Consider the following 17,918-nt stretch of genomic DNA (forward strand, 5'->3'; position numbering starts at 1 on the left):
ATGTCAGCTCGTGATGTCCTTCGTCGCGAACCTGCGCGCGGCCAGCAGCGAGAGCACCGTCGCGTAGATGACCGCCGAAAGCACGCCCGCGGCCATGTTCGTCCAGTCGATGTCGTTCGCGATCAGGTCGATCCACGCGTAGGAGTAGTGCGTCGGCAGATAGTTGCGCAGGCTGCCCAGCGCGGTGATCTGATCCAGGATCTGCGAAAGGATCGCGGCCAGCACCGCCCCGCCGACCGCGCCGAGCGGGGCGTCGGTCGACACGCTCAGCAGCAGCGCCAGGCCCGCCACCCAGGCCAGCTGGATCACGATGTACACCGTGCTCGCCGCGAGCACCAGCAGGCTCTGGCCGAACGGGATCGCGTCGCCGGTCGGGCTGACCGCGTCGCCGGCGCCGTACCAGGCGAGCCCCACCCCGAGCGAGACCAGCGGCAGCAACACCAGTGCCAGCAAGGAAAGCAGCGCCGACGCGATCGCCTTCTGCCGCAGCACCCGGTGCCGCGGCACCGGGATCGCCAGCAGGTACTTCAGGCTCGACCAGGACGCCTCGCTCGCGATCGTGTCCCCGAAGAACAGCGCGATGATCGTGGGCAGCAGGAACCCGCCGGAGACGAACAGCGCGAGCACCACGAAGTTCGGCGCGCTCGCGGTGGCCAGGTCGACGAACCCGCCCGAGCGCCGGTTCGGGTTGGACTGCCCGATCTGGAAAGCGATCACCAGGATGAACGGCAGCAGCACGACGAACCCGAGCACGAGCTGGGTGCGCCGGCGGCGGAGCTGGCGGCGCAGCTCCACCCCGAGCCCGAGCGTGCGGGACGCCCGGTACCCGGCGACGCCGCCGTCCGCGCCGGTCTCCGCATGTTCGTGCCGCGCCGCCTCGGTCAGCTCGTCGAGCGCCGCCGGATCGGTGTGCACCCCATTCTCGGTCATTCCCCGTCCACCAATCGCAGGAAAGCGTCTTCCAGTCGTCGCCGCGGCCCGGCCTGCTCGACCGCGACCCCCGCCCGGACCAGTGCCGCCACCGCTTCCGCGCGGGGCAACCCGTCCAGATCGGCGTGCACGAGGTCGCCTTCGACGTCCACTTCGGACACTCCGCCGACCGAGCGCAGCGCGGCCGCCGCGGTCTCCGCGTCGTCGACCCGGAAGGTCGCCTCGCCGCCCGCCGCCGCGATGTCGCCGACCTCACCGGAGGCGACCAGGCGGCCGCGGTGCATGACCACCACATGCGTGCAGGTCTGCTCGACCTCGGCCAGCAGGTGGCTCGATACCAGCACGGTGCGCCCGGTCGCGGCGTACCGTCGCAGCACCTCGCGCATCTGGTGGATCTGCGGCGGGTCGAGCCCGTTGGTGGGTTCGTCGAGGACGAGCAGTTCCGGCAGCCCGAGCATCGCCTGCGCGATCGCGAGCCGCTGCCGCATGCCCTGGCTGTAGGTGCGCACCTTGCGGTGCACCGCGTTGCCCAGCCCCGCGATCTCCAGCGCCTCGGCGAAATGCGCCTTGTCCGCGGGGCGTCCCGTCGCGTCCCAGTACAGCCGCAGGTTGAGCTCACCGGACAGGTGCGGCAGGAAACCCGAACCCTCCACAAAGGACCCGATACGGGACAGCACCGGCGCGCCGGGACGGACTTCGTGGCCGAACACCCTGATCTGCCCGGACGTCGGCGTGATGAGGCCCATCAGCATGCGCAGCGTCGTCGTCTTGCCCGCGCCGTTCGGCCCGAGCAGGCCGAGAACCTGGCCAGGTTCGACCCGGAACGACAGATCGCGCACGGCGGTCAGCCCGCCGGGATAGGCCTTCGTGAGATCCTCGATCACCAGCGGAACCTCCGCGAGCGCCGGATCCGTCCGGTGCGCGCGCCTGCGGCGCACCGCGGCGAAGATCGAGACGGCGAGAGCGGCGACGAGGACGCCCGCGATCGCCAGCGCGTTGCCGAGCGGCCAGCCCCCGCCGACCGCGCTGCCCGGGATGACCGGCACCGACAGCCCGCCGTCGATCGAAACCTGGTACGCCGCCGGGGAAATCGGGGTCCAGTACGACTGGTCCGTCGTGGTGACCACGACCTGCAGTGCATGCCCGGATTCGATCGGGTGCACGATCCCGGCGAGGGTCACGGTCACGTCGGCCGACCCGCCGGTGAGCGGTACCCGGACTGGCGCGACCGCGTTCGCCGGCAGCGAGCGGGTCCCGTCCGGGGAGACGTCGTAGAGCTTGACGAACAGCACCGCCTCCGGCGTCGTGCCCGCGACGTGCAGCCGGATCGTCGACGATCCGGCGACGAGCAGTTGCGAGTCCACGGGCGCGGTGGTGAACCGGGCGGACTGCCCGGGCGGGTCGATGCCGAACAGCCCCGTGACGCGGGAGGACCCGGCAAGCCCGTTGAGCCCCGGGATCCCGCTGACCGCGGCCGGCACCCCGCCCGGCGGGTTGACGATCGGCTGCGCCTTCCCGTTCAGCGCGAGGGCTTTCCGCTGCGTTTCGTCGCGGCCGAGCCCGGGGTAGTCCGGTGCGTTGAGGATCCGTACCGAAGGCGCGCCCGAGGCACGCAGCGAACCCTGGACGTCGTAGGAGAACCCGGTGACCGGGTTGCTGCCTTCGCCGGTGAGCTGGAACCACAGCCAGTCCGCGACCTTCGCCCGCAACTGCGGCCCCGGCTGCCCGCCGTCGTGCCCGCCCGCGTACCAGATCTGCTGCACCCTGCCCCCGGCCGCGGTGATCTGGCGGGCGGTCGCGTCGGACTGGTCGAGCCCGAACAGCGTGTCGTCCTCACCCTGCACGAGCAGCGTCGGCGCGGTGATCCGGTTCGTCACGGAGGCGGGGGACAGCCGCCGCAACAGGTCCACGGTCGCCGGCGTGACGCGGCCGGTCGTGGCGAGTTCGGTGTAGGCGTTGCAGATCTGGGCGGTGAACCGGCCGCAGACGCTGTCGGCGGACGGGAGCGCGCCCGCCGCCGCACCCCCGCCGGTGCCGCCGCTGCTGGTGCCGCTGGTCTCCTGGCCCGGTTCGGGTGCCTCGGCGCCGAGCCCACCCGAACCGCGGGCGGTCGACGAGCCGGCGGAGAACAGGATCCCCGCCCAGGACCGTTTGAACACCCCGTCCGGGGCGAACGCGCCCGCTGCCGGGGTGGCGGCGGGCGGCGCGGTCGTGCTCGCGTCGTTCGGCACCAGCCCCTGCGCGAGGCTGTTGTAGGTGATCTCCGGTGCGATCGCGTCGATCCGCTTGTCGTACCCGGCGAGCAGCAGCGCGAGCGCGCCACCGTAGGAGGCGCCGACGACGCCGACCCGGGGATCGCCCGGGCCGTCGAGGCGTATCTCGGGCCGCTTCGCGAGGTAGTCGACGAGATGGGACGCGTCGGCCACTTCGAGGTCCGGGTCGTTCAGCCCGATCTGCCCGGTGCTGTGCCCGAACCCGCGGGCGGACCAGGTGAGCACGACGAATCCGCGCCGCGCCAGTTCCTGAGCCGCGCCCGCGACGCTCGTCTTGTCGGCGCCGAACCCGTGCGGCAGCAGGAGCGCGGGCGCCGGGGTGTGCGCCGGGAGGTACAAGGTCGTGTCCAGGCGCACCTGGTCGGCCGAACCCGGGGCGGCGGGCACGTCGATCATGGCGCTCTGGCTGGCGACGGGGGTGGGGCCGCGGCCGGAGGTCGCCCAGACGGCGGCGACGGCGGCGAGGATCACCACGATCACGCCGAGGGTCAGCAGCCGGCCGCGGCGGGTTCGCGGGAGCGGAATGCGGGGCACCCCGAAACGGTATGGCAAGTTTCCTGAGAACTCCCCAGCGCGGTGCCCCCTCGCGGTGACAAGGCCCACCCGCCGGCCCACCACCACCCTCAACGGGCGCGCTTCGCGCGACATAGCCGACCCTAAGCTGGCGTTCCGCCCGGTCATCCGACATGATGAAGGGGTACGTGGAGGGGAGTATTCCTTCGCGGCGGTGTCGTCAGCACGGCGATCCTGCGGGATCCCCGGTACCGCCGGCCGGTTCCCGAACCGGTGGAAGAGACCTCCGGCTAGCTGCTGTGCGCGCTAACCGGAGGTTTTTCGTAGATGAACGTCCCCGTCTGGGTGTGGCTCGCGACCGTCGCCGGGCTGCTCCTCCTGATCGCGATCGATCTGGTGATCGTCGACCGCAAACCTCACGAGGTGACCACTCGCGAGGCGGCGAGGTGGGTCGTGTTCTACGTGGCGTGCGCGGCGGTGTTCGGGGCCGGCGTGTGGATCTTCGCCGGGCATGACCCGGGGGTCGAGTTCTTCACCGGGTACATCACCGAATACTCGCTCTCGGTGGACAACCTGTTCATCTTCATGGTGATCATGGCTTCGTTCAAGGTGCCGCTGATCCACCAGCACCGGGTGCTGCTCGTCGGGATCCTGCTCGCGCTGGCCATGCGCAGCGTGTTCATCGCGATCGGGGCCGCGCTCATCGCCCAGTTCGTGTGGGTGTTCTTCGCGTTCGGCGCGGTCCTGCTGTGGACGGCGGTCAGCATGCTGCGCCAGAAGGACGAGCACGAGGCGGAATACCACGAGAACGCGGTGACCCGCCTGGCGCGCAAGATCTACCCGGTCAGCGACGGCTACGACGGGCACCGGATGTTCGTCAAGCGCCGGGGCAGGCGGATGATGACGCCGATGTTCCTGGTGATCGTCGCGATCGGCAGCGCCGACCTGCTCTTCGCGGTCGACTCGATCCCGGCGATCTTCGGTATCACGCAGGAGGCGTTCCTCGTCTTCACGGCCAACGCGTTCGCGCTGATGGGGTTGCGGCAGCTGTTCTTCCTGCTCGGCGGTCTGGTGAACAAGCTGGTGTACCTGTCCTACGGGCTCGCGGTGATCCTCGGGTTCATCGGGCTGAAGCTGGTGGTGCACGCGCTGCACGAGTACCACGTGGCGCCCGCCTGGCTGGACGTCAACAACTGGATCTCGCTCGGGATCATCGTCGCCGTGCTCACGATCACGACACTCGCGAGTATCGCCAAGAGCAAACGGGATTCCGCCAGGGAAGCGGCCGCGGCCCAGTAATGTCCTGGGCATGCGCCCCTCCGACATCGAACTGCTGTCCATCCCCGGTACGCCTTCGCTGAACGGGGAACTGCTGCTCACCGCCGTCGCGGCTCCTGACGTGGAGTCCAACTCCTACCGCGGAGGCCTGTGGCGGGTCGGCTTCGACGCGAGCGTCACCCCGTGGACCCACGGCGAGCGGGACTCCGCGCCGGTCATCTCGCCCGACGGGCGGTGGGTCGCGTTCCTGCGGGCCGCTGACGCGAAGGCCTCGCCCCAGCTTCACGTGATGCCCACCGGCGGCGGTGACGCGCGGCGGCTGACCGACCTCCCGCTCGGGGCCGGCGTCGCGGTGTGGGCGCCGGACTCGCGCCGGATCGCCTTCACCGCGAGGGTTCCCCAGCCCGGGCGCTACGGCGTGCCGGCGGACGGCGAGAAGATCGAACCGGCCGAGGAGGCGCCGAGGCGGATCACGCGGTTCGACTACCGGCTGGACAACGTCGGCTTCCTGCGCGACCGGCCGCAACGGCTGTTCGTCGTGGACGCGGTCGAGCCCGCCGGGGAGCTCACCCCGCTCACCGATGACCGGGTGGACGTGTCCGAGCCCGTCTGGACGCCGGACGGCGAGACGATCCTGGTCGTCGCGCCGCGCGACTGGGGTGCGGCACAGACCGAGGAGACCGACCTCTACGCCGTTCCAGCCACCGGGGGAGAGCCCCGGCTCCTGGTCCGCAGCGCCGGAAACGTGGAGAAGGTGGCCGTCGGCGAGGACACGGTCTGGTACATCGGTGGCGAGTTCACCTGGCCTTACGCGGAAGCTCGCAACCCCGGCCTGTGGTCGGCGCCGCTGTCCGGCGGGGCGCCCGTCCGCCTGACCGACGCCGAGTCGGTGCACGTCTTCGCCGGGGCCGGGGCGCCGGGCGTGTTCGGCGACCAGGTGCTGGTGGCCGTGCTGAACCGCGGGGCGGTCGAACTGCGGGCGGTGCCGCGGGACGGCGAGGACGTGCCGCTGGACAAGCTCGCCGTGCTCGCGGGGGAGCGCGCGGCGGTGCGGTCCTTCGCGGTGGACGGGGACCGGATCGCGGCCGTGCTCGCGCGCCCGGACAGTGCCGGTGACGTGGTGCTGCTCTCGGGGGGCCCGGAGCGGGTCCTGACCGACTGGTCGAAACCGTTGCGGGAAAAGGGAATCCGGACGCCGCAGGAGCTGACGGCGACGGCGCCGGACGGGTACCCGGTGCATGGCTGGTTGCTCGAACCCGAGGGCGATGGCCCGCATCCGGTCCTGCTGGTCGTGCATGGCGGGCCCTTCGCGGCCTACGACTGGGGGCTGTTCGACGAGGCGCAGGTGTACGCCTCGGCGGGGTACGCCGTCGTGCTCGCGAACCCGCGCGGTTCGGCCGGCTACGGGCAGAGCCACGGCCGGGCGATCGTGCGCGCCCTCGGCACGGTCGACGTCGAAGATCTGCTGGCACTGCTGGATTCGGCGCTCGAGCGGCCCGGGCTCGACTCCTCGCGGGTCGGCGTCATGGGCGGTTCCTACGGCGGGTTCATGACCAGCTGGCTCGCCTCGCACCACGGTGAGCGCTTTCGCGCCGCGTGGAGCGAGCGCGCCGTCAACGCCTGGGACTCGATGGCCGGCAGCTCGGACATCGGCTGGTGGTTCGTCGAGGCCTACATCGGCAGCGACCTGGAGACCCAGCTCGATCGCAGCCCGCTGAGTTACGCCGACCGGGTGAGCATCCCGTTCATGGTGGTGCATTCCGAACACGACTGGCGCTGCCCGGTTGAACAGGCGCAACGGTTCTACGTGGCGCTCAAACGCGGCGGGGCGGACGTGGAGATGCTGCTGTTCCCCGGCGAAGGGCACGAGCTGAGCCGCTCGGGCAGGCCGCGGCACCGTGTCCAGCGGTTCGAGGCGGTACTGGAATGGTGGTCGCGTCACCTTGGCTGAGTGGATCGTCCGCTGCGCCGTGCCGGCCGACGCAGGCCGGATCGCGGAGATCAACATCGACGGCTGGCGAGCGGCGTACCGGGGGCTGATATCGGACGAGTACCTCGACGCGATGCGGTACGAGACGCTGCGCGAGCGCTGGGCGACCGGGCTGCGCGCGCACGCCGAGCCCGCGGCGATGTTCGTCGCGATCGACGCCGGCTCGGTGATCCGCGCGTACGCCTTCGTTTCGGCCGTGCGCAACGAAGCCGATCGCCATCCGGTCCAACCGACGGCCGAGCTGTGCGCGATCTACGCGGACCCGCGCCGGCGTGGCACCGGCGCGGGGCACGCCGTGCACCAGGCGTCGCTGGGCCACCTCGCGGCGCACGGCTTCCGGCACGCCGTGCTGTGGGTGCTCCGCGGCAACGCGCCCTCGCGGCGGTTCTACGAATCGCACGGCTGGACCTGTGACGAGCGCGAACAGGAGCTGGAGATCAACGGTGAGCGGGTGCCGGAGATCCGCTACTCGCGGGCGCTTCAGGAGAGCAGGACGTAGTTCAGCTGCTCGCACACCCGGCCGAGCGGGATGTCGAGGCCGGGATGGTCCAGCGGCAGCAGCACATCCGGTTCCCCGGGCAGCGCCTCGCCCGCCGGCGGGTTCCACAGACAGACCGCGGGCCCGCCGCCGTCCATCGAGGAGCGGTACCACAGCCCGTCGAGATCGACGAACGCTTCGCGGATCGCGCGGGCCCAGGCCTGCGTGGTCTGCTTGGGGCCGCTGGAAATCTCCTGCGAGGCGCCGACACGCGTCGGCCACAGCCCCGACAGGTCCAGCAACCGCAACGTCCGGGTCGGGCGCACCACCACCAGCCGGGGGCCGCGGCTCCGCCGGTCCACAACGGACGTCGTCTGGAACACTTCGGCGACGCTGGTGCGCACCGACAGTCCGAAGTAGACGACCCCGTTGCCGGGGTCGTGCACCGGAGCGCCGCGATGCCCCGGTCGTTGCGGGTCGAACCGCCCGTGCGGCAGGGGACCGGTGTGGCGGAAGGAGTTCCACTGCTGCGGGTGGTCGCCGTGCGCGCTGAAGATGCGGACCAGGCGGGTGGCGGGATGCACCGCGACGATGTCCTCGTCATGCAGTTCGCCGACCAGCACGGCACGGTCGGGCGGCGGGGGAAGGCGGGCCATCTACCGTCTCAGAACGCCGTGCCCAGGGTGCTCGCGAGCGCGGCGACGGGCCGCGGGTCGCCGCCGGCCAGCAGCCACTCGCGGGGCGTGACCGGCTCGCCCGCGAGGACCAGATCATCCTGCCTGCGGCTCATGAACGCGGCGACGGCGAGCGCCGGCTCGCCTTCGGGCACGGCGGCCAGCACCGCGTCGAGCCCCGGCAGCACGCCGTCCCGGGCGAACTGCCAGGCGGGCAGCCGCCAGCCGGTGTGGTCCTTCCAGCCGGCCAGCCGCCGCGCGGCGAGCCGGTGCCGGACGCGGCTCGGGTCGACCCCCAGCAGGCGCGCCGCGTCGGCGACGGTGAGCGCGGACTCAGCCAGCACCGCCTGCGCGGCGACCGAGCGGGCCCGGTAGTCGGGCTCGTCCTCCTGGTACGGCGAGAGGTCGAGGCCGACCTCTCCGAGCGCCTGCCGCTGGGCGGGCGTGAAGAAATGCGCCGGTTCGGGGTTCGGCGGCACGAGCCGGCGCGCCTCGTCCTCGACGAGATGCAGGAACTCCGCGGCGTCGATCCGCAGCCCTGCCCTCGCCAGCACGTCCTTCAGTGCCACCGTCATGCGCCTAGACTAGCACGCCCGTGCGGTCGCGTGCGCTCTACTTTCGGCTGCTGCCCCGCTCGATGAGGTGCGCCCGAAGCGTCGTGGCCACCGGCGGCCGGTCCGGCTCGGCGATCCGGGCGAGTAGCAGGCGAGCCGCCTCCGCGCCGATCTCGCGGGCCGGCTGCGCGATGACGGTGAGCGGCGGGTCGATGAGCGTCGCCCACGGCGCGTCGTCGAAGGCGACCACGCCGACGTCGCGGCCGGACCGCAGGCCCGCCTTGCCGAGCGCCTCCAGCACGCCGACCGCCATCGAGCTGTTCCCGACGAGCAGCGCGTCCGGTGAACAGGCCAGCAGTTCCTCGGCCGCGCGCCGGCCCCCGCCCGCGCGGTACTCGGCTCGGCGTTCGAGCGGTGAAGCGCCGCCGACGGCGTCGCGATACCCAGCGAGCCGGTCGTCGGCTGTGCGCACCCCGGTGGGCCCGGTGATGCAGCCGATCCGCGCGTACCCGTTGCCGATGAGGTGCTCGGTGGCTTCCCGGGCGGCGCGGCGCGAGTCGACGAGCACCTGGTCGCAGTCGCTCAGCGGGCGGTCGACCGCGACCACCGGGGTGCCGCGCAACCGCGCGATGCTCGACGAGGCGTCGGTCGGCGAGAGCACCACGCCGGCGACGCGTTCCTGCAGTGCGATATCGATGTAGCGGCGTTCCTTCTCCGGGTTCTCGTCGGAGTTGCACAGCACCACGGAGTAGCCCGCGGTCTGCGCGGTGTCCTCGACGCCGCGGGCGATCGCCGTGAAGAACGGGTTCTCCACGTCGGAGATGATCAGCGCGAGCACCGCGGTCTCCTGGCGCCGCAGGTTCCTGGCCAGCCCGTTGGGGTGGTAGCCCAGTTCTTCGGCCGCCTCGCGAACCCGGCCGGCCAGCATCGGGTCCACTGTGGATTTCCCGTTGAGCGTCCTGGAAACGGTCGCCGTGGAGACGCCGGCCCGCCGGGCCACGTCGGTGATGGTCGGCACGGTGACCCCCTTCCCGGGCCGCCTCGACGCCGCCCTGCCAGGAAGAATAGCGTCCCGGATGCCGCCGCCGGTCTACTTTGGACCGGGGGCCGCTCACCGCCCGGCGCCGCGCCGCGGCCTGATGGGGCTTCGCGGTCGTGGTGACGGCGGCGTTCGGCGGAGCATGCGGTCACCGAACGCCAGGAGCCCGACGGGGACGGGTCCGACCCGGTGGCGGCGCGTGCCCGCGGGACCAGCCCGGTGTGGCCGAGGCCGAGATCGACGATCGGACCGGGTAACCCGATCGTCTTCCCCCGTGCGAGTGAAAAGGACACGGTCGGGATCATCCTGGTAACGATTCATGCTCTTCTGCCGAGTAGTAGTTGACGCGCTCGATGGAAGTGCGATGAGTCGGAGAGAAGACCCTGTCATGGGTGGTTTTCCCGCGGCGGGCCACGCTCGGCGGAGGCCACGGTCGGGCACGTTCGTGCTGCTGGCCGGGTTGAGCGCGGTGCTCGCGATCGGGCTGGTGACCGCGGTGGTCACGGCGCAGCGTTCCGGTGCGCCCGCACCGGCGAACCTCAGCGGGGCCAGCCCGGCGGCCCCGCCCGCGCCGGCTGCCGTCGTGCACCTGGTCACCTACGAGCTCACCGGCACCGGCAGCGCGCTCGCCATCACCTACGTCGGCAGGCAGGGCGCCGGCATCGAGCAGGTCGCCGAAGCGGCCCTGCCGTGGTCGGTTTCCGTGCGGAACACGAGCACCGCGGGCAGCGACCAGTACTTCACCCTCACCGCGCGCGATGCCGGCACCGGCGGGCTCGGCTGCCGGATCCTCGTCGACGGCACCACGGTCAGCGAGTCGGCAACCGGCCCGCAGGGCGTGGTGCGCTGCTCGAAAGCGCTGCGCTGACCGGTTTCCTGGAACGCGCCTGCCCTTGACCGCCTCCTGACGGAATCCGACCGGCTGGACGGCAAGATTGGTCGGTATCGCACATTGCCTCGGCCACGCCGGTGGTCGTGCGGTTGTTCGCGGCGGGCCTGATCGGCAGGCGCTAGCGTGGGCATCATGAGCGCTGTCTCGGATCTCGTCATCGACGGCTTCGACAGGGTCCAGCGGGCCGTGCACGCCGCCGTGCGGGGGCTCGACGAGGACCGGCTCGCCGAAGCTCCCGCCGGGGGAGCGAACACGATCGCCTGGCTGGTCTGGCATCTGACCCGCGTCCAGGACGACCACCTCGCCGATCTCGAGGACGCTCCTCAAGTCTGGACCGAAAAGGGCTGGTACGAGCGCTTCGGGCTGCCGTTCGGCGAGGGCGCGACCGGCTACGGCCACAGCGCGAAGGAGGTCGCCTCGGTGCGCGCCCCGGCGAACCTGCTGACCGGCTATCACGACGCCGTGCACGACCAGACCGTCGCGTGGCTGTCGGGGCTGAAGGAGTCGCAGCTGGACCGGATCGTCGACGAGGCGTGGGATCCGCCGGTCAGCCTCGGCGTGCGCCTGGTCAGTGTGCTGTCCGACGACCTGCAGCACGCCGGGCAGGCCGCGTACGTGCGGGGAATCGTGTTGAAGCGCTGAGGTGCTACTGCTGGGTCACGGGCGTCGTGGCCTCGCGCACGCCTAGCACCGCGAGCCGGTCGGCGCGTTCGTTCTCCGGATGCCCCGCGTGTCCCTTGACCCAGTGCCATTCGATCTCGTGCCGCTGGGTGGCGGCATCCAGCCTGCGCCACAGGTCCTCGTTCTTCACCGGGCTCTTCGTGCTGGTGCGCCAGCCGTTGCGCTTCCAGCCGGCCATCCAGCTGAGCACGCCGTTGCGCAGGTAGCTGCTGTCGGTGTAGAGCCGCACCGCCGACGGCCGCTTCAGCGTTTCCAGCGCCTGGATCGCGGCCGTGAGTTCCATGCGGTTGTTCGTCGTCGGGCCGGCGTCGCCGCCGTGCAGGTCCCGCTCGTGCTCGCCGTACCGCAGCACGGCACCCCAGCCGCCGGGCCCCGGATTTCCGCTGCAGGCGCCGTCGGTGTAGATCTCCACCACGGGTTCCCCCATGCGGAGAAGGTAGCAATGCGCCACGGATGGCTGGTGCGCGCGGGCGGTTTCCCATAGGCTCGGGGGAGGCCGAGAGGCGCTGCAACGGACCTGGGTCCGCCACGCTCGGCCGCTTTCCGAAACCGCACCAAGGGCGCCTCCCAGCAGAACGGGAGGTTGCCGGTGGACACCGTTGCGGCGCTGCGAGAGATCCTGGACCAGCGAGTCGCCGTGCTCGACGGCGCATGGGGCACGATGCTGCAGTCCGCGGGTCTCACCCCGGCCGACTACCACGGCGAGGCGGTCGCGGATCATCCGCGTGACGTCACCGGCGATCCGGACCTGCTCAACCTCACCCGCCCCGACCTCATCCTCGACGTGCACCGCCGCTACCTGGCCGCGGGCGCGGACATCACCACGACGAACACGTTCACCGCGACCAGTATCGGTCAGGCCGACTACGGGCTGGCTCACCTGGTCCGCGAGATGAACCTGCAGGGCGCGAAGCTGGCCCGCCAGGCGGCCGACGAAGCCGGCGGGAAGGTGGTCGCCGGGTCGATCGGCCCGCTCAACGTGACGCTGTCGCTGTCGCCGAAGGTCGATGAGCCGGCCTTCCGCGCGGTGAGCTTCGACGAGGTCCGCGACGCCTACGCCGAGCAGATCGCCGCGCTCGCCGATGGCGGGGTCGACCTGCTGCTCATCGAGACGATCTTCGACACGCTCAACGCGAAGGCCGCGATCGCCGCCGCCCGCGAGACGGCGCCGCACCTGCCGCTCTGGATCTCGGTGACGATCGTCGACCGGTCGGGCCGCACGCTGTCCGGGCAGACCGTCGAGGCGTTCTGGAGTTCGATCGAGCATGCGCGGCCGCTGGTCGTCGGCGTGAACTGCTCGCTCGGAGCGGCGGAGATGCGCCCCCATGTCGAGCAGCTGTCCCGGCTGGCCGGCACCTACGTCGCGTCCCACCCCAACGCCGGGCTGCCCAACGCGTTCGGCGGTTACGACCAGACCCCGGACGAGACGGCGGGCCTGCTCGCCGAGTTCGCCGGCGCCGGGCTGGTCAACATCGTCGGCGGCTGCTGCGGCACGGACCCCGGGCACATCGCGAAGATCGCCGAAGCGGTGTCCGGCGCCGCCCCCCGCGCCGTTCCGCCGCCGCGCGCGCACACCCGGTTCAGCGGCCTGGAGCCGTTCGAGATCGGCGCCGACACCGGATTCGTCATGATCGGTGAGCGCACCAACGTGACCGGCTCCGCGCGGTTCCGGCGGCTCATCGAGGCCGATGACTACCAGGCGGCCGTCGGCGTCGCGCTGGACCAGGTGCGCGGCGGGGCGAACCTGCTCGACGTCAACATGGACGCCGATCTGCTCGAGTCCGAGCAGGCGATGACGACGTTCCTGAACCTGATCGCGACCGAGCCCGAGGTCGCGCGCATCCCGATCATGATCGACAGCTCGCGCTGGAGCGTGCTGGAGGCCGGGCTCAAATGCGTGCAGGGCAAGGGAGTGGTCAACTCGATCAGCCTTAAGGAGGGCGAGGAGCAGTTCCTGCGCCAGGCCCGCCGGGTGCGCGGCTACGGCGCGGGTGTCGTCGTCATGGCCTTCGACGAGCAGGGCCAGGCCGACACCACCGAGCGCAAGGTCGAGATCTGCGGCCGCGCGTACGATCTGCTGACTCGCGAGGCCGGGTTCGACCCCGAGGACATCGTGTTCGACCCGAACGTGCTCGCGGTCGCGACCGGGATAGCGGAGCACAACGGGTACGCGAAGGCCTTCATCGAGTCGTTGCCGCTGATCAAGCAGCGGTGCCCGGGGGCGCGCACGAGCGGCGGCATCTCGAACCTGTCGTTCTCCTTCCGCGGCAACGAAGTCGTGCGTGAGGCGATGCATTCGGCGTTCCTGTTCCACGCCGTGCGGGCGGGGCTGGACATGGGCATCGTGAACGCCGGTCAGCTCGCGGTCTACGAGGAGATCCCGGCGGATCTGCTCGAGCTGGTCGAGGACGTGCTGTTCGACCGGCGCGAGGACGCCACCGACAGGCTCGTCGAGTTCGCCGAGACGGTCCGCGGCCAGGGCCGCAAGCGCACCGTCGACCTGTCGTGGCGCGAGGCGCCGGTCGAACAGCGGCTGCGGCATGCGCTCGTGCACGGGATCGTCGATCACATCGAGGAGGACACCGAAGAAGCCAGGCTGGCGCTCCCGCGGCCGCTCGAGGTCATCGAGGGCCCGCTGATGGACGGCATGAAGACGGTCGGCGATCTGTTCGGCTCGGGCAAGATGTTCCTGCCGCAGGTGGTCAAGAGCGCGCGGGTGATGAAGCGCGCGGTCGCGTACCTGGAACCGTTCATGGAGGCGGAGAAGGAGCAGGCGCGGCAGTCCGGCGGCGGCAGCGACGAGCGCGGCCAGGGCAAGATCGTGCTCGCCACGGTGAAGGGCGACGTGCACGACATCGGCAAGAACATCGTCGGTGTCGTGCTGGGGTGCAACAACTACCAGGTGATCGATCTCGGCGTGATGGTGCCGGCGTCGGTCATCCTGGACACCGCCGTCGCCGAGGACGCCGACGTGATCGGGCTGTCCGGGCTGATCACGCCGTCGCTGGACGAGATGGTCGCCGTCGCGACCGAGATGCAGCGGCGCGGGCTGAAGAAACCGCTGCTGATCGGCGGCGCCACCACATCCCGGCAGCACACCGCGGTGCGGATCGCGCCGGCCTACGAAAACCCGGCAGTGCACGTGCTCGACGCGTCCCGGGTCGTCGGTGTCGTGTCGGACCTGCTCGACCCCGACCGCGCACTGGCGCTGGCCGAGGCCAACAGCGCCGAACAGGAGCGGTTGCGCGAGCAGCATGCCGCCAAACAGCGGCGCCCGATGCTGACGCTCGAGCGCGCGCGGGCCAACGCGGAGCGGGTGCCGTTCGGCGAGCTGCCAGTGCCGCCGTTCACCGGCGTGCGGACGGTGGAGCCGGAGCTGACCGAACTGCGCGAGATGATCGACTGGCAGTTCCTGTTCCTGGCGTGGGAGCTGAAGGGCAAGTACCCGGCGATCCTCGACCAGCCGGTCGCGCGCGAGTTGTTCGACGACGCCAACGCGCTGCTGGACGAGATCGTGGCCGCCGGCGGTTTCCACGCGCGGGGAGCGTACGGGTTCTGGCCGGCGCGCAGCGAAGGCGACGACATCGTGCTGGAAAACGGCGTCAGGTTCCCGATGCTGCGCCAGCAGACGTCCAAACCGGACGGTCGCGCGAACCGGTGCCTCGCGGATTACGTGGCACCGGCCGGTGATCACCTTGGCGGGTTCGCGGTGGGTGTGCACGGGGCCGAAGAGCTGGCCCGCCACTACGAGTCCCGGCACGACGACTACCGGGCGATCATGGTCAAGGCGCTGGCCGACCGGCTGGCGGAGGCCTTCGCCGAGTACCTCCACCTGCGGGCGCGGCGCGACTGGTTCGAACCGGACGCGCGGCCCTCGCTCGAGGACCTGCACGCCGAGCGTTTCCGCGGCATCCGCCCGGCCCTGGGCTACCCGGCCTGTCCGGACCACAGCGAGAAACGGGAGCTGTTCGAGCTGCTGGGCGCGGGCTCGATCGGGCTCGGCCTGACGGAGTCGTTCGCCATGACCCCGGCCGCGAGCGTCAGCGGGCTGATCTTCGCGCACCCGGCGTCCCGGTACTTCACGGTGGGCAGGCTCGGGCGCGATCAGGTCGAGGACTACGCGGACCGGCGCGGTTTGGCCCAGGCCGAGGTCGAGAAGTGGTTGCGTCCCAACCTGGACTACGACCCGGAGCAGTGAGCGGGCGGCTGGCCATCCCGCTGGCGCATCCCTTGCCGCGGCGGGACGATCGATCTCATGACGGAACGCTACGAATACAAGGTGGTCGAGCTCCGGGAGAAACTCATCGGGGACAAGATGTCGGGCGGGCGCCTCGAGAAGATCCTCAACAACGAGGCCGCTCAGGGCTGGCGCCTCAAATCCATCACCAAGGCCGACGTCAAGGGCCGCATCGGGCCCGGTGGGGTGGAGGGTTTGCTCATCACGTTCGAGCGCCTGGCGACCTGACCCCGCCCGGGCCGGCTCACCAGCCGCGCTCGCGCCACTCCGTCAACTTCGGCCGTTCCGCGCCCAGCGTCGAGTCGTCCCCATGGCCGGGGTAGAACCACGTCTCGTCCGGCAGCACGTCGAAGATCCGCGTCTGGACGTCGTCGATGAGCGACTGGAAGTCCTCGGGTGACGTCGCCAGTTCACGAAGTGTGGCTCGCGGATGTCGCGTTTCGTCGGTTACGGTTGCCGCGTTCTGTCGGCTAGCAAGTCCGCGTTCTGTCGGTTAGGCTTGTCTACGTGCAAGGACTGGTGCAGCGGAACGTGGCAGCGAGGGTGCTGGAGCTGCTGAGTTCGTTCCGGGTTGTCCTGCTGGGTGGGGCGCGGCAAACGGGTAAGACGACGCTCGTGCGTGACTTGCTTGAGCTGCCTGGGCATGCGTGGTTCAGCTTCGACGATGAGGCTGTGCTGGCCCGCGCGATCGATGATCCTGTCGGGTTTGTCGATGCCCTACCGCGTCCAGCTGCCGTCGATGAGTTCCAGCGTGCGGGGCGAGGTTTCCTGCTTGCGGTGAAGCAGGCCGCTGACCGTGATCGGGCGCGAGGCCAGTTGTTGTTGACGGGCTCGACCAACTATTTGGCCGACCGGGGGCTTTCGGAGACTCTGGCGGGACGTGCCGGGCGGTTGTTGCTCTGGCCGTTGTCGATGGGCGAGCGGCTCGGTGTGCGCGAGACCTTCTTGGACCACCTGTTCGATCCTGCGGCGTGGCCTGGACAGACCGGCGACCTGCCCCGCGAAGAGTTGGTCAGAACGCTTCTCGAAGGTGGGTATCCCGAGGTGGTCACCGAGGGGCTCGCGGGGCGTCGGAGGCGGGATTGGTTCGAGGCATATGTGCATGACGTTGTGTCGAGGGAGGCTCTTCGTCCGATCGCCGAAATCCGGTTGGAGACCGAGTTGCGGAGGTTGTTGCGTCTCCTGGCCGCCCGAACCGGTCAGGAGTTGGTCGTGACCGGCGTGGCCGCGGATGCGGAAGTCGGCCGCGAGACGGCCTCGAACTATGTGACATTGCTGGAGGCTCTTCATCTGGTGACCCTGCTCCCGGCTTGGTCGACCAACCTCACGACGAGAGCGAAGCGGAGGCCGAAGGTGGTCGTCGTGGACACCGGTCTTGCCGCCGATCTGTGCGGTCTGGGCGAGCAGACGTTCGCTCCGACTGCGGACGGCACGGCGGCCGGCGCGTTGTTCGAGACGTTCGTGACGACGGAGGTTTTCAAGCAGGCGACCTGGAGCCGGCGCAGCGTGGACCTGTCGTATTTCCGGGACCGTGATGGAGCTGAGGTGGACCTCATCGTCGAAGACCGACGTTCCGGCGAACTAGCAGGACTCGAGATCAAACTGACCAGCACGCCTACCAGCCGCCATGCCCGCCATCTGGCGATGTTGCGCGACAAGCTTGGCGACCGCTTCAAGACCGGACTCGTGATCCACGCCGGACGACAGACCCTGCCGCTAGGGGAGCGGATCTGGGCTGTTCCCGTTTCGGTCTTATGGCGTGCGGACGGCTGACACTCGCTAGCCACCCCTGTCCGGGGCGGTTCGGCGCGATGGCTATTGGAGGTTCAAGGCGAAGATCGATCCGTCGGCTGTGGCCGAGTGCAACTCATTTGCGCCGGCCGTTTGGTCCTGGTGTGCAGGCTGTGATAACCGTGCGGCGAATGCGGCCTGAGCCGCCATGACGGATTCGGCAGTCCCCTGGCTGAGTTGCTGGTCGATGGCCTCAGCGATCGCATGTCTGACAGTGAGCTGTCTTCCTGCGAAACTGAAGGTAGCGCTGGTCCCCCGAGCGGTTCCGAACGGTGTTTCAAAGTTGACGCGGTCTCGCGAGCGACGGTCGAGGCGGCGACGCATGACTGTGGGTGCCCAGCGTTCGAGTCCGTTGAGGTTGCCGCCGAAGTCGGCCAGGGTCGCCCACGACGCTCTCAACGCGGCGTTGGCCAGCCCGAGCGGCGGTAGATTCGTCACCTCGTCCCCCAGTCGAAAGTCGCGAACTTCGTCAATCGTTGCTGCGCTGACTTCGTACGACGGTTCGTCCTCATCAATGAGGTGATCTCACCAACGATTGGTGTCTGGGTTCGGACGACACGGGCAAAGCAATCCATATAGGACAGTGCC

Annotated in this window: 14 protein-coding genes, 1 pseudogene and 1 riboswitch; of the genes and pseudogenes, 8 read left to right on the plus strand and 7 right to left on the minus strand. The window is 70.4% G+C overall.

All coding sequences use genetic code 11. The features are described from left to right. Positions 1 to 3 precede the first annotated feature (3 nt). Both FG385_RS26925 and FG385_RS26930 read right to left on the minus strand, forming a co-directional pair. Positions 4 to 930: an ABC transporter permease gene (locus tag FG385_RS26925; protein ID WP_139099590.1), complete on the minus strand. Its 927-nt coding sequence runs from the start codon at positions 928 to 930 to the stop codon at positions 4 to 6. Next, entirely contained in the window at positions 927 to 3,737 is a 2,811-nt protein-coding gene (locus FG385_RS26930; protein ID WP_235022813.1) for an alpha/beta fold hydrolase, read from the minus strand. Before FG385_RS26930 ends, FG385_RS26925 begins: the two co-directional genes overlap by 4 nt. Positions 3,738 to 4,043: 306 nt before the next feature. Between FG385_RS26930 and FG385_RS26935 the strand changes: the two genes are divergently transcribed. The 3 genes from FG385_RS26935 to FG385_RS26945 are packed head-to-tail and all read left to right on the plus strand — an operon-like array spanning position 4,044 to position 7,483. Further along, positions 4,044 to 5,015: a TerC family protein gene (locus tag FG385_RS26935; RefSeq protein WP_139099592.1), complete on the plus strand. Its 972-nt coding sequence runs from the start codon at positions 4,044 to 4,046 to the stop codon at positions 5,013 to 5,015. A 10-nt stretch (positions 5,016 to 5,025) separates the two neighbouring features. Further along, positions 5,026 to 6,945: a S9 family peptidase gene (locus FG385_RS26940; protein ID WP_139099593.1), complete on the plus strand. Its 1,920-nt coding sequence runs from the start codon at positions 5,026 to 5,028 to the stop codon at positions 6,943 to 6,945. Next, complete coding sequence (locus FG385_RS26945; protein ID WP_139099594.1) at positions 6,938 to 7,483, plus strand: GNAT family N-acetyltransferase; 546 nt, start codon at positions 6,938 to 6,940, stop codon at positions 7,481 to 7,483. The genes FG385_RS26940 and FG385_RS26945 overlap by 8 nt, the downstream gene beginning before the upstream one ends. Here the strand turns inward: FG385_RS26945 and FG385_RS26950 are convergent. The 3 genes from FG385_RS26950 to FG385_RS26960 are packed head-to-tail and all read right to left on the minus strand — an operon-like array spanning position 7,465 to position 9,708. Beyond that, a complete protein-coding gene (locus tag FG385_RS26950) occupies positions 7,465 to 8,118 on the minus strand; it encodes an RES family NAD+ phosphorylase (protein WP_139099595.1) in 654 nt (217 codons plus the stop codon). The genes FG385_RS26945 and FG385_RS26950 overlap by 19 nt on opposite strands. Positions 8,119 to 8,126: 8 nt before the next feature. Next, entirely contained in the window at positions 8,127 to 8,711 is a 585-nt protein-coding gene (locus FG385_RS26955) for a DNA-binding protein (RefSeq protein WP_139099596.1), read from the minus strand. Positions 8,712 to 8,748: 37 nt separating this feature from the next. Continuing rightward, positions 8,749 to 9,708 (minus strand): LacI family DNA-binding transcriptional regulator, encoded by a 960-nt coding sequence (locus tag FG385_RS26960; protein ID WP_139099597.1) that lies wholly within the window; start codon positions 9,706 to 9,708, stop codon positions 8,749 to 8,751. Positions 9,709 to 10,093: 385 nt separating this feature from the next. Between FG385_RS26960 and FG385_RS26965 the strand changes: the two genes are divergently transcribed. Together FG385_RS26965 and FG385_RS26970 are read left to right on the plus strand one after the other, a co-directional pair. Continuing rightward, positions 10,094 to 10,597: an MmpS family transport accessory protein gene (locus FG385_RS26965; RefSeq protein ID WP_235022814.1), complete on the plus strand. Its 504-nt coding sequence runs from the start codon at positions 10,094 to 10,096 to the stop codon at positions 10,595 to 10,597. A gap of 156 nt (positions 10,598 to 10,753) precedes the next feature. Next, positions 10,754 to 11,263 (plus strand): mycothiol transferase, encoded by a 510-nt coding sequence (locus FG385_RS26970; RefSeq protein WP_139099598.1) that lies wholly within the window; start codon positions 10,754 to 10,756, stop codon positions 11,261 to 11,263. 4 nt (positions 11,264 to 11,267) lie between these two features. Here the strand turns inward: FG385_RS26970 and rnhA are convergent, their stop codons facing one another. Then, positions 11,268 to 11,729: a ribonuclease HI gene (gene rnhA, locus FG385_RS26975; RefSeq protein ID WP_139099599.1), complete on the minus strand. Its 462-nt coding sequence runs from the start codon at positions 11,727 to 11,729 to the stop codon at positions 11,268 to 11,270. Between the two features lie 65 nt (positions 11,730 to 11,794). After that, a riboswitch (S-adenosyl-L-homocysteine riboswitch) is annotated at positions 11,795 to 11,875 on the plus strand. Between the two features lie 16 nt (positions 11,876 to 11,891). Here rnhA and metH point away from each other — a divergent pair. After that, positions 11,892 to 15,500, plus strand: a complete 3,609-nt coding sequence (gene metH / locus FG385_RS26980) for a methionine synthase (RefSeq protein ID WP_200834667.1) — start codon at positions 11,892 to 11,894, stop codon at positions 15,498 to 15,500. A gap of 57 nt (positions 15,501 to 15,557) precedes the next feature. Further along, positions 15,558 to 15,767 carry a DUF4177 domain-containing protein gene (locus FG385_RS26985; RefSeq protein ID WP_139099601.1) on the plus strand — a complete coding sequence of 70 codons (210 nt, stop codon included), beginning with the start codon at positions 15,558 to 15,560 and terminating at the stop codon, positions 15,765 to 15,767. 16 nt (positions 15,768 to 15,783) lie between these two features. Here the strand turns inward: FG385_RS26985 and FG385_RS35045 are convergent. After that, positions 15,784 to 15,942 (minus strand): annotated as a pseudogene (locus FG385_RS35045) (MBL fold metallo-hydrolase); the annotation flags it as partial. Between the two features lie 140 nt (positions 15,943 to 16,082). Here FG385_RS35045 and FG385_RS26995 point away from each other — a divergent pair. Then, a complete protein-coding gene (locus FG385_RS26995; RefSeq protein ID WP_139099602.1) occupies positions 16,083 to 17,312 on the plus strand; it encodes an ATP-binding protein in 1,230 nt (409 codons plus the stop codon). Positions 17,313 to 17,918: the final 606 nt, after the last annotated feature.

The sequence above is a fragment of the Amycolatopsis alkalitolerans genome (assembly GCF_006152065.1).
In the GTDB taxonomy this organism is placed as follows: domain Bacteria; phylum Actinomycetota; class Actinomycetes; order Mycobacteriales; family Pseudonocardiaceae; genus Amycolatopsis_E; species Amycolatopsis_E alkalitolerans.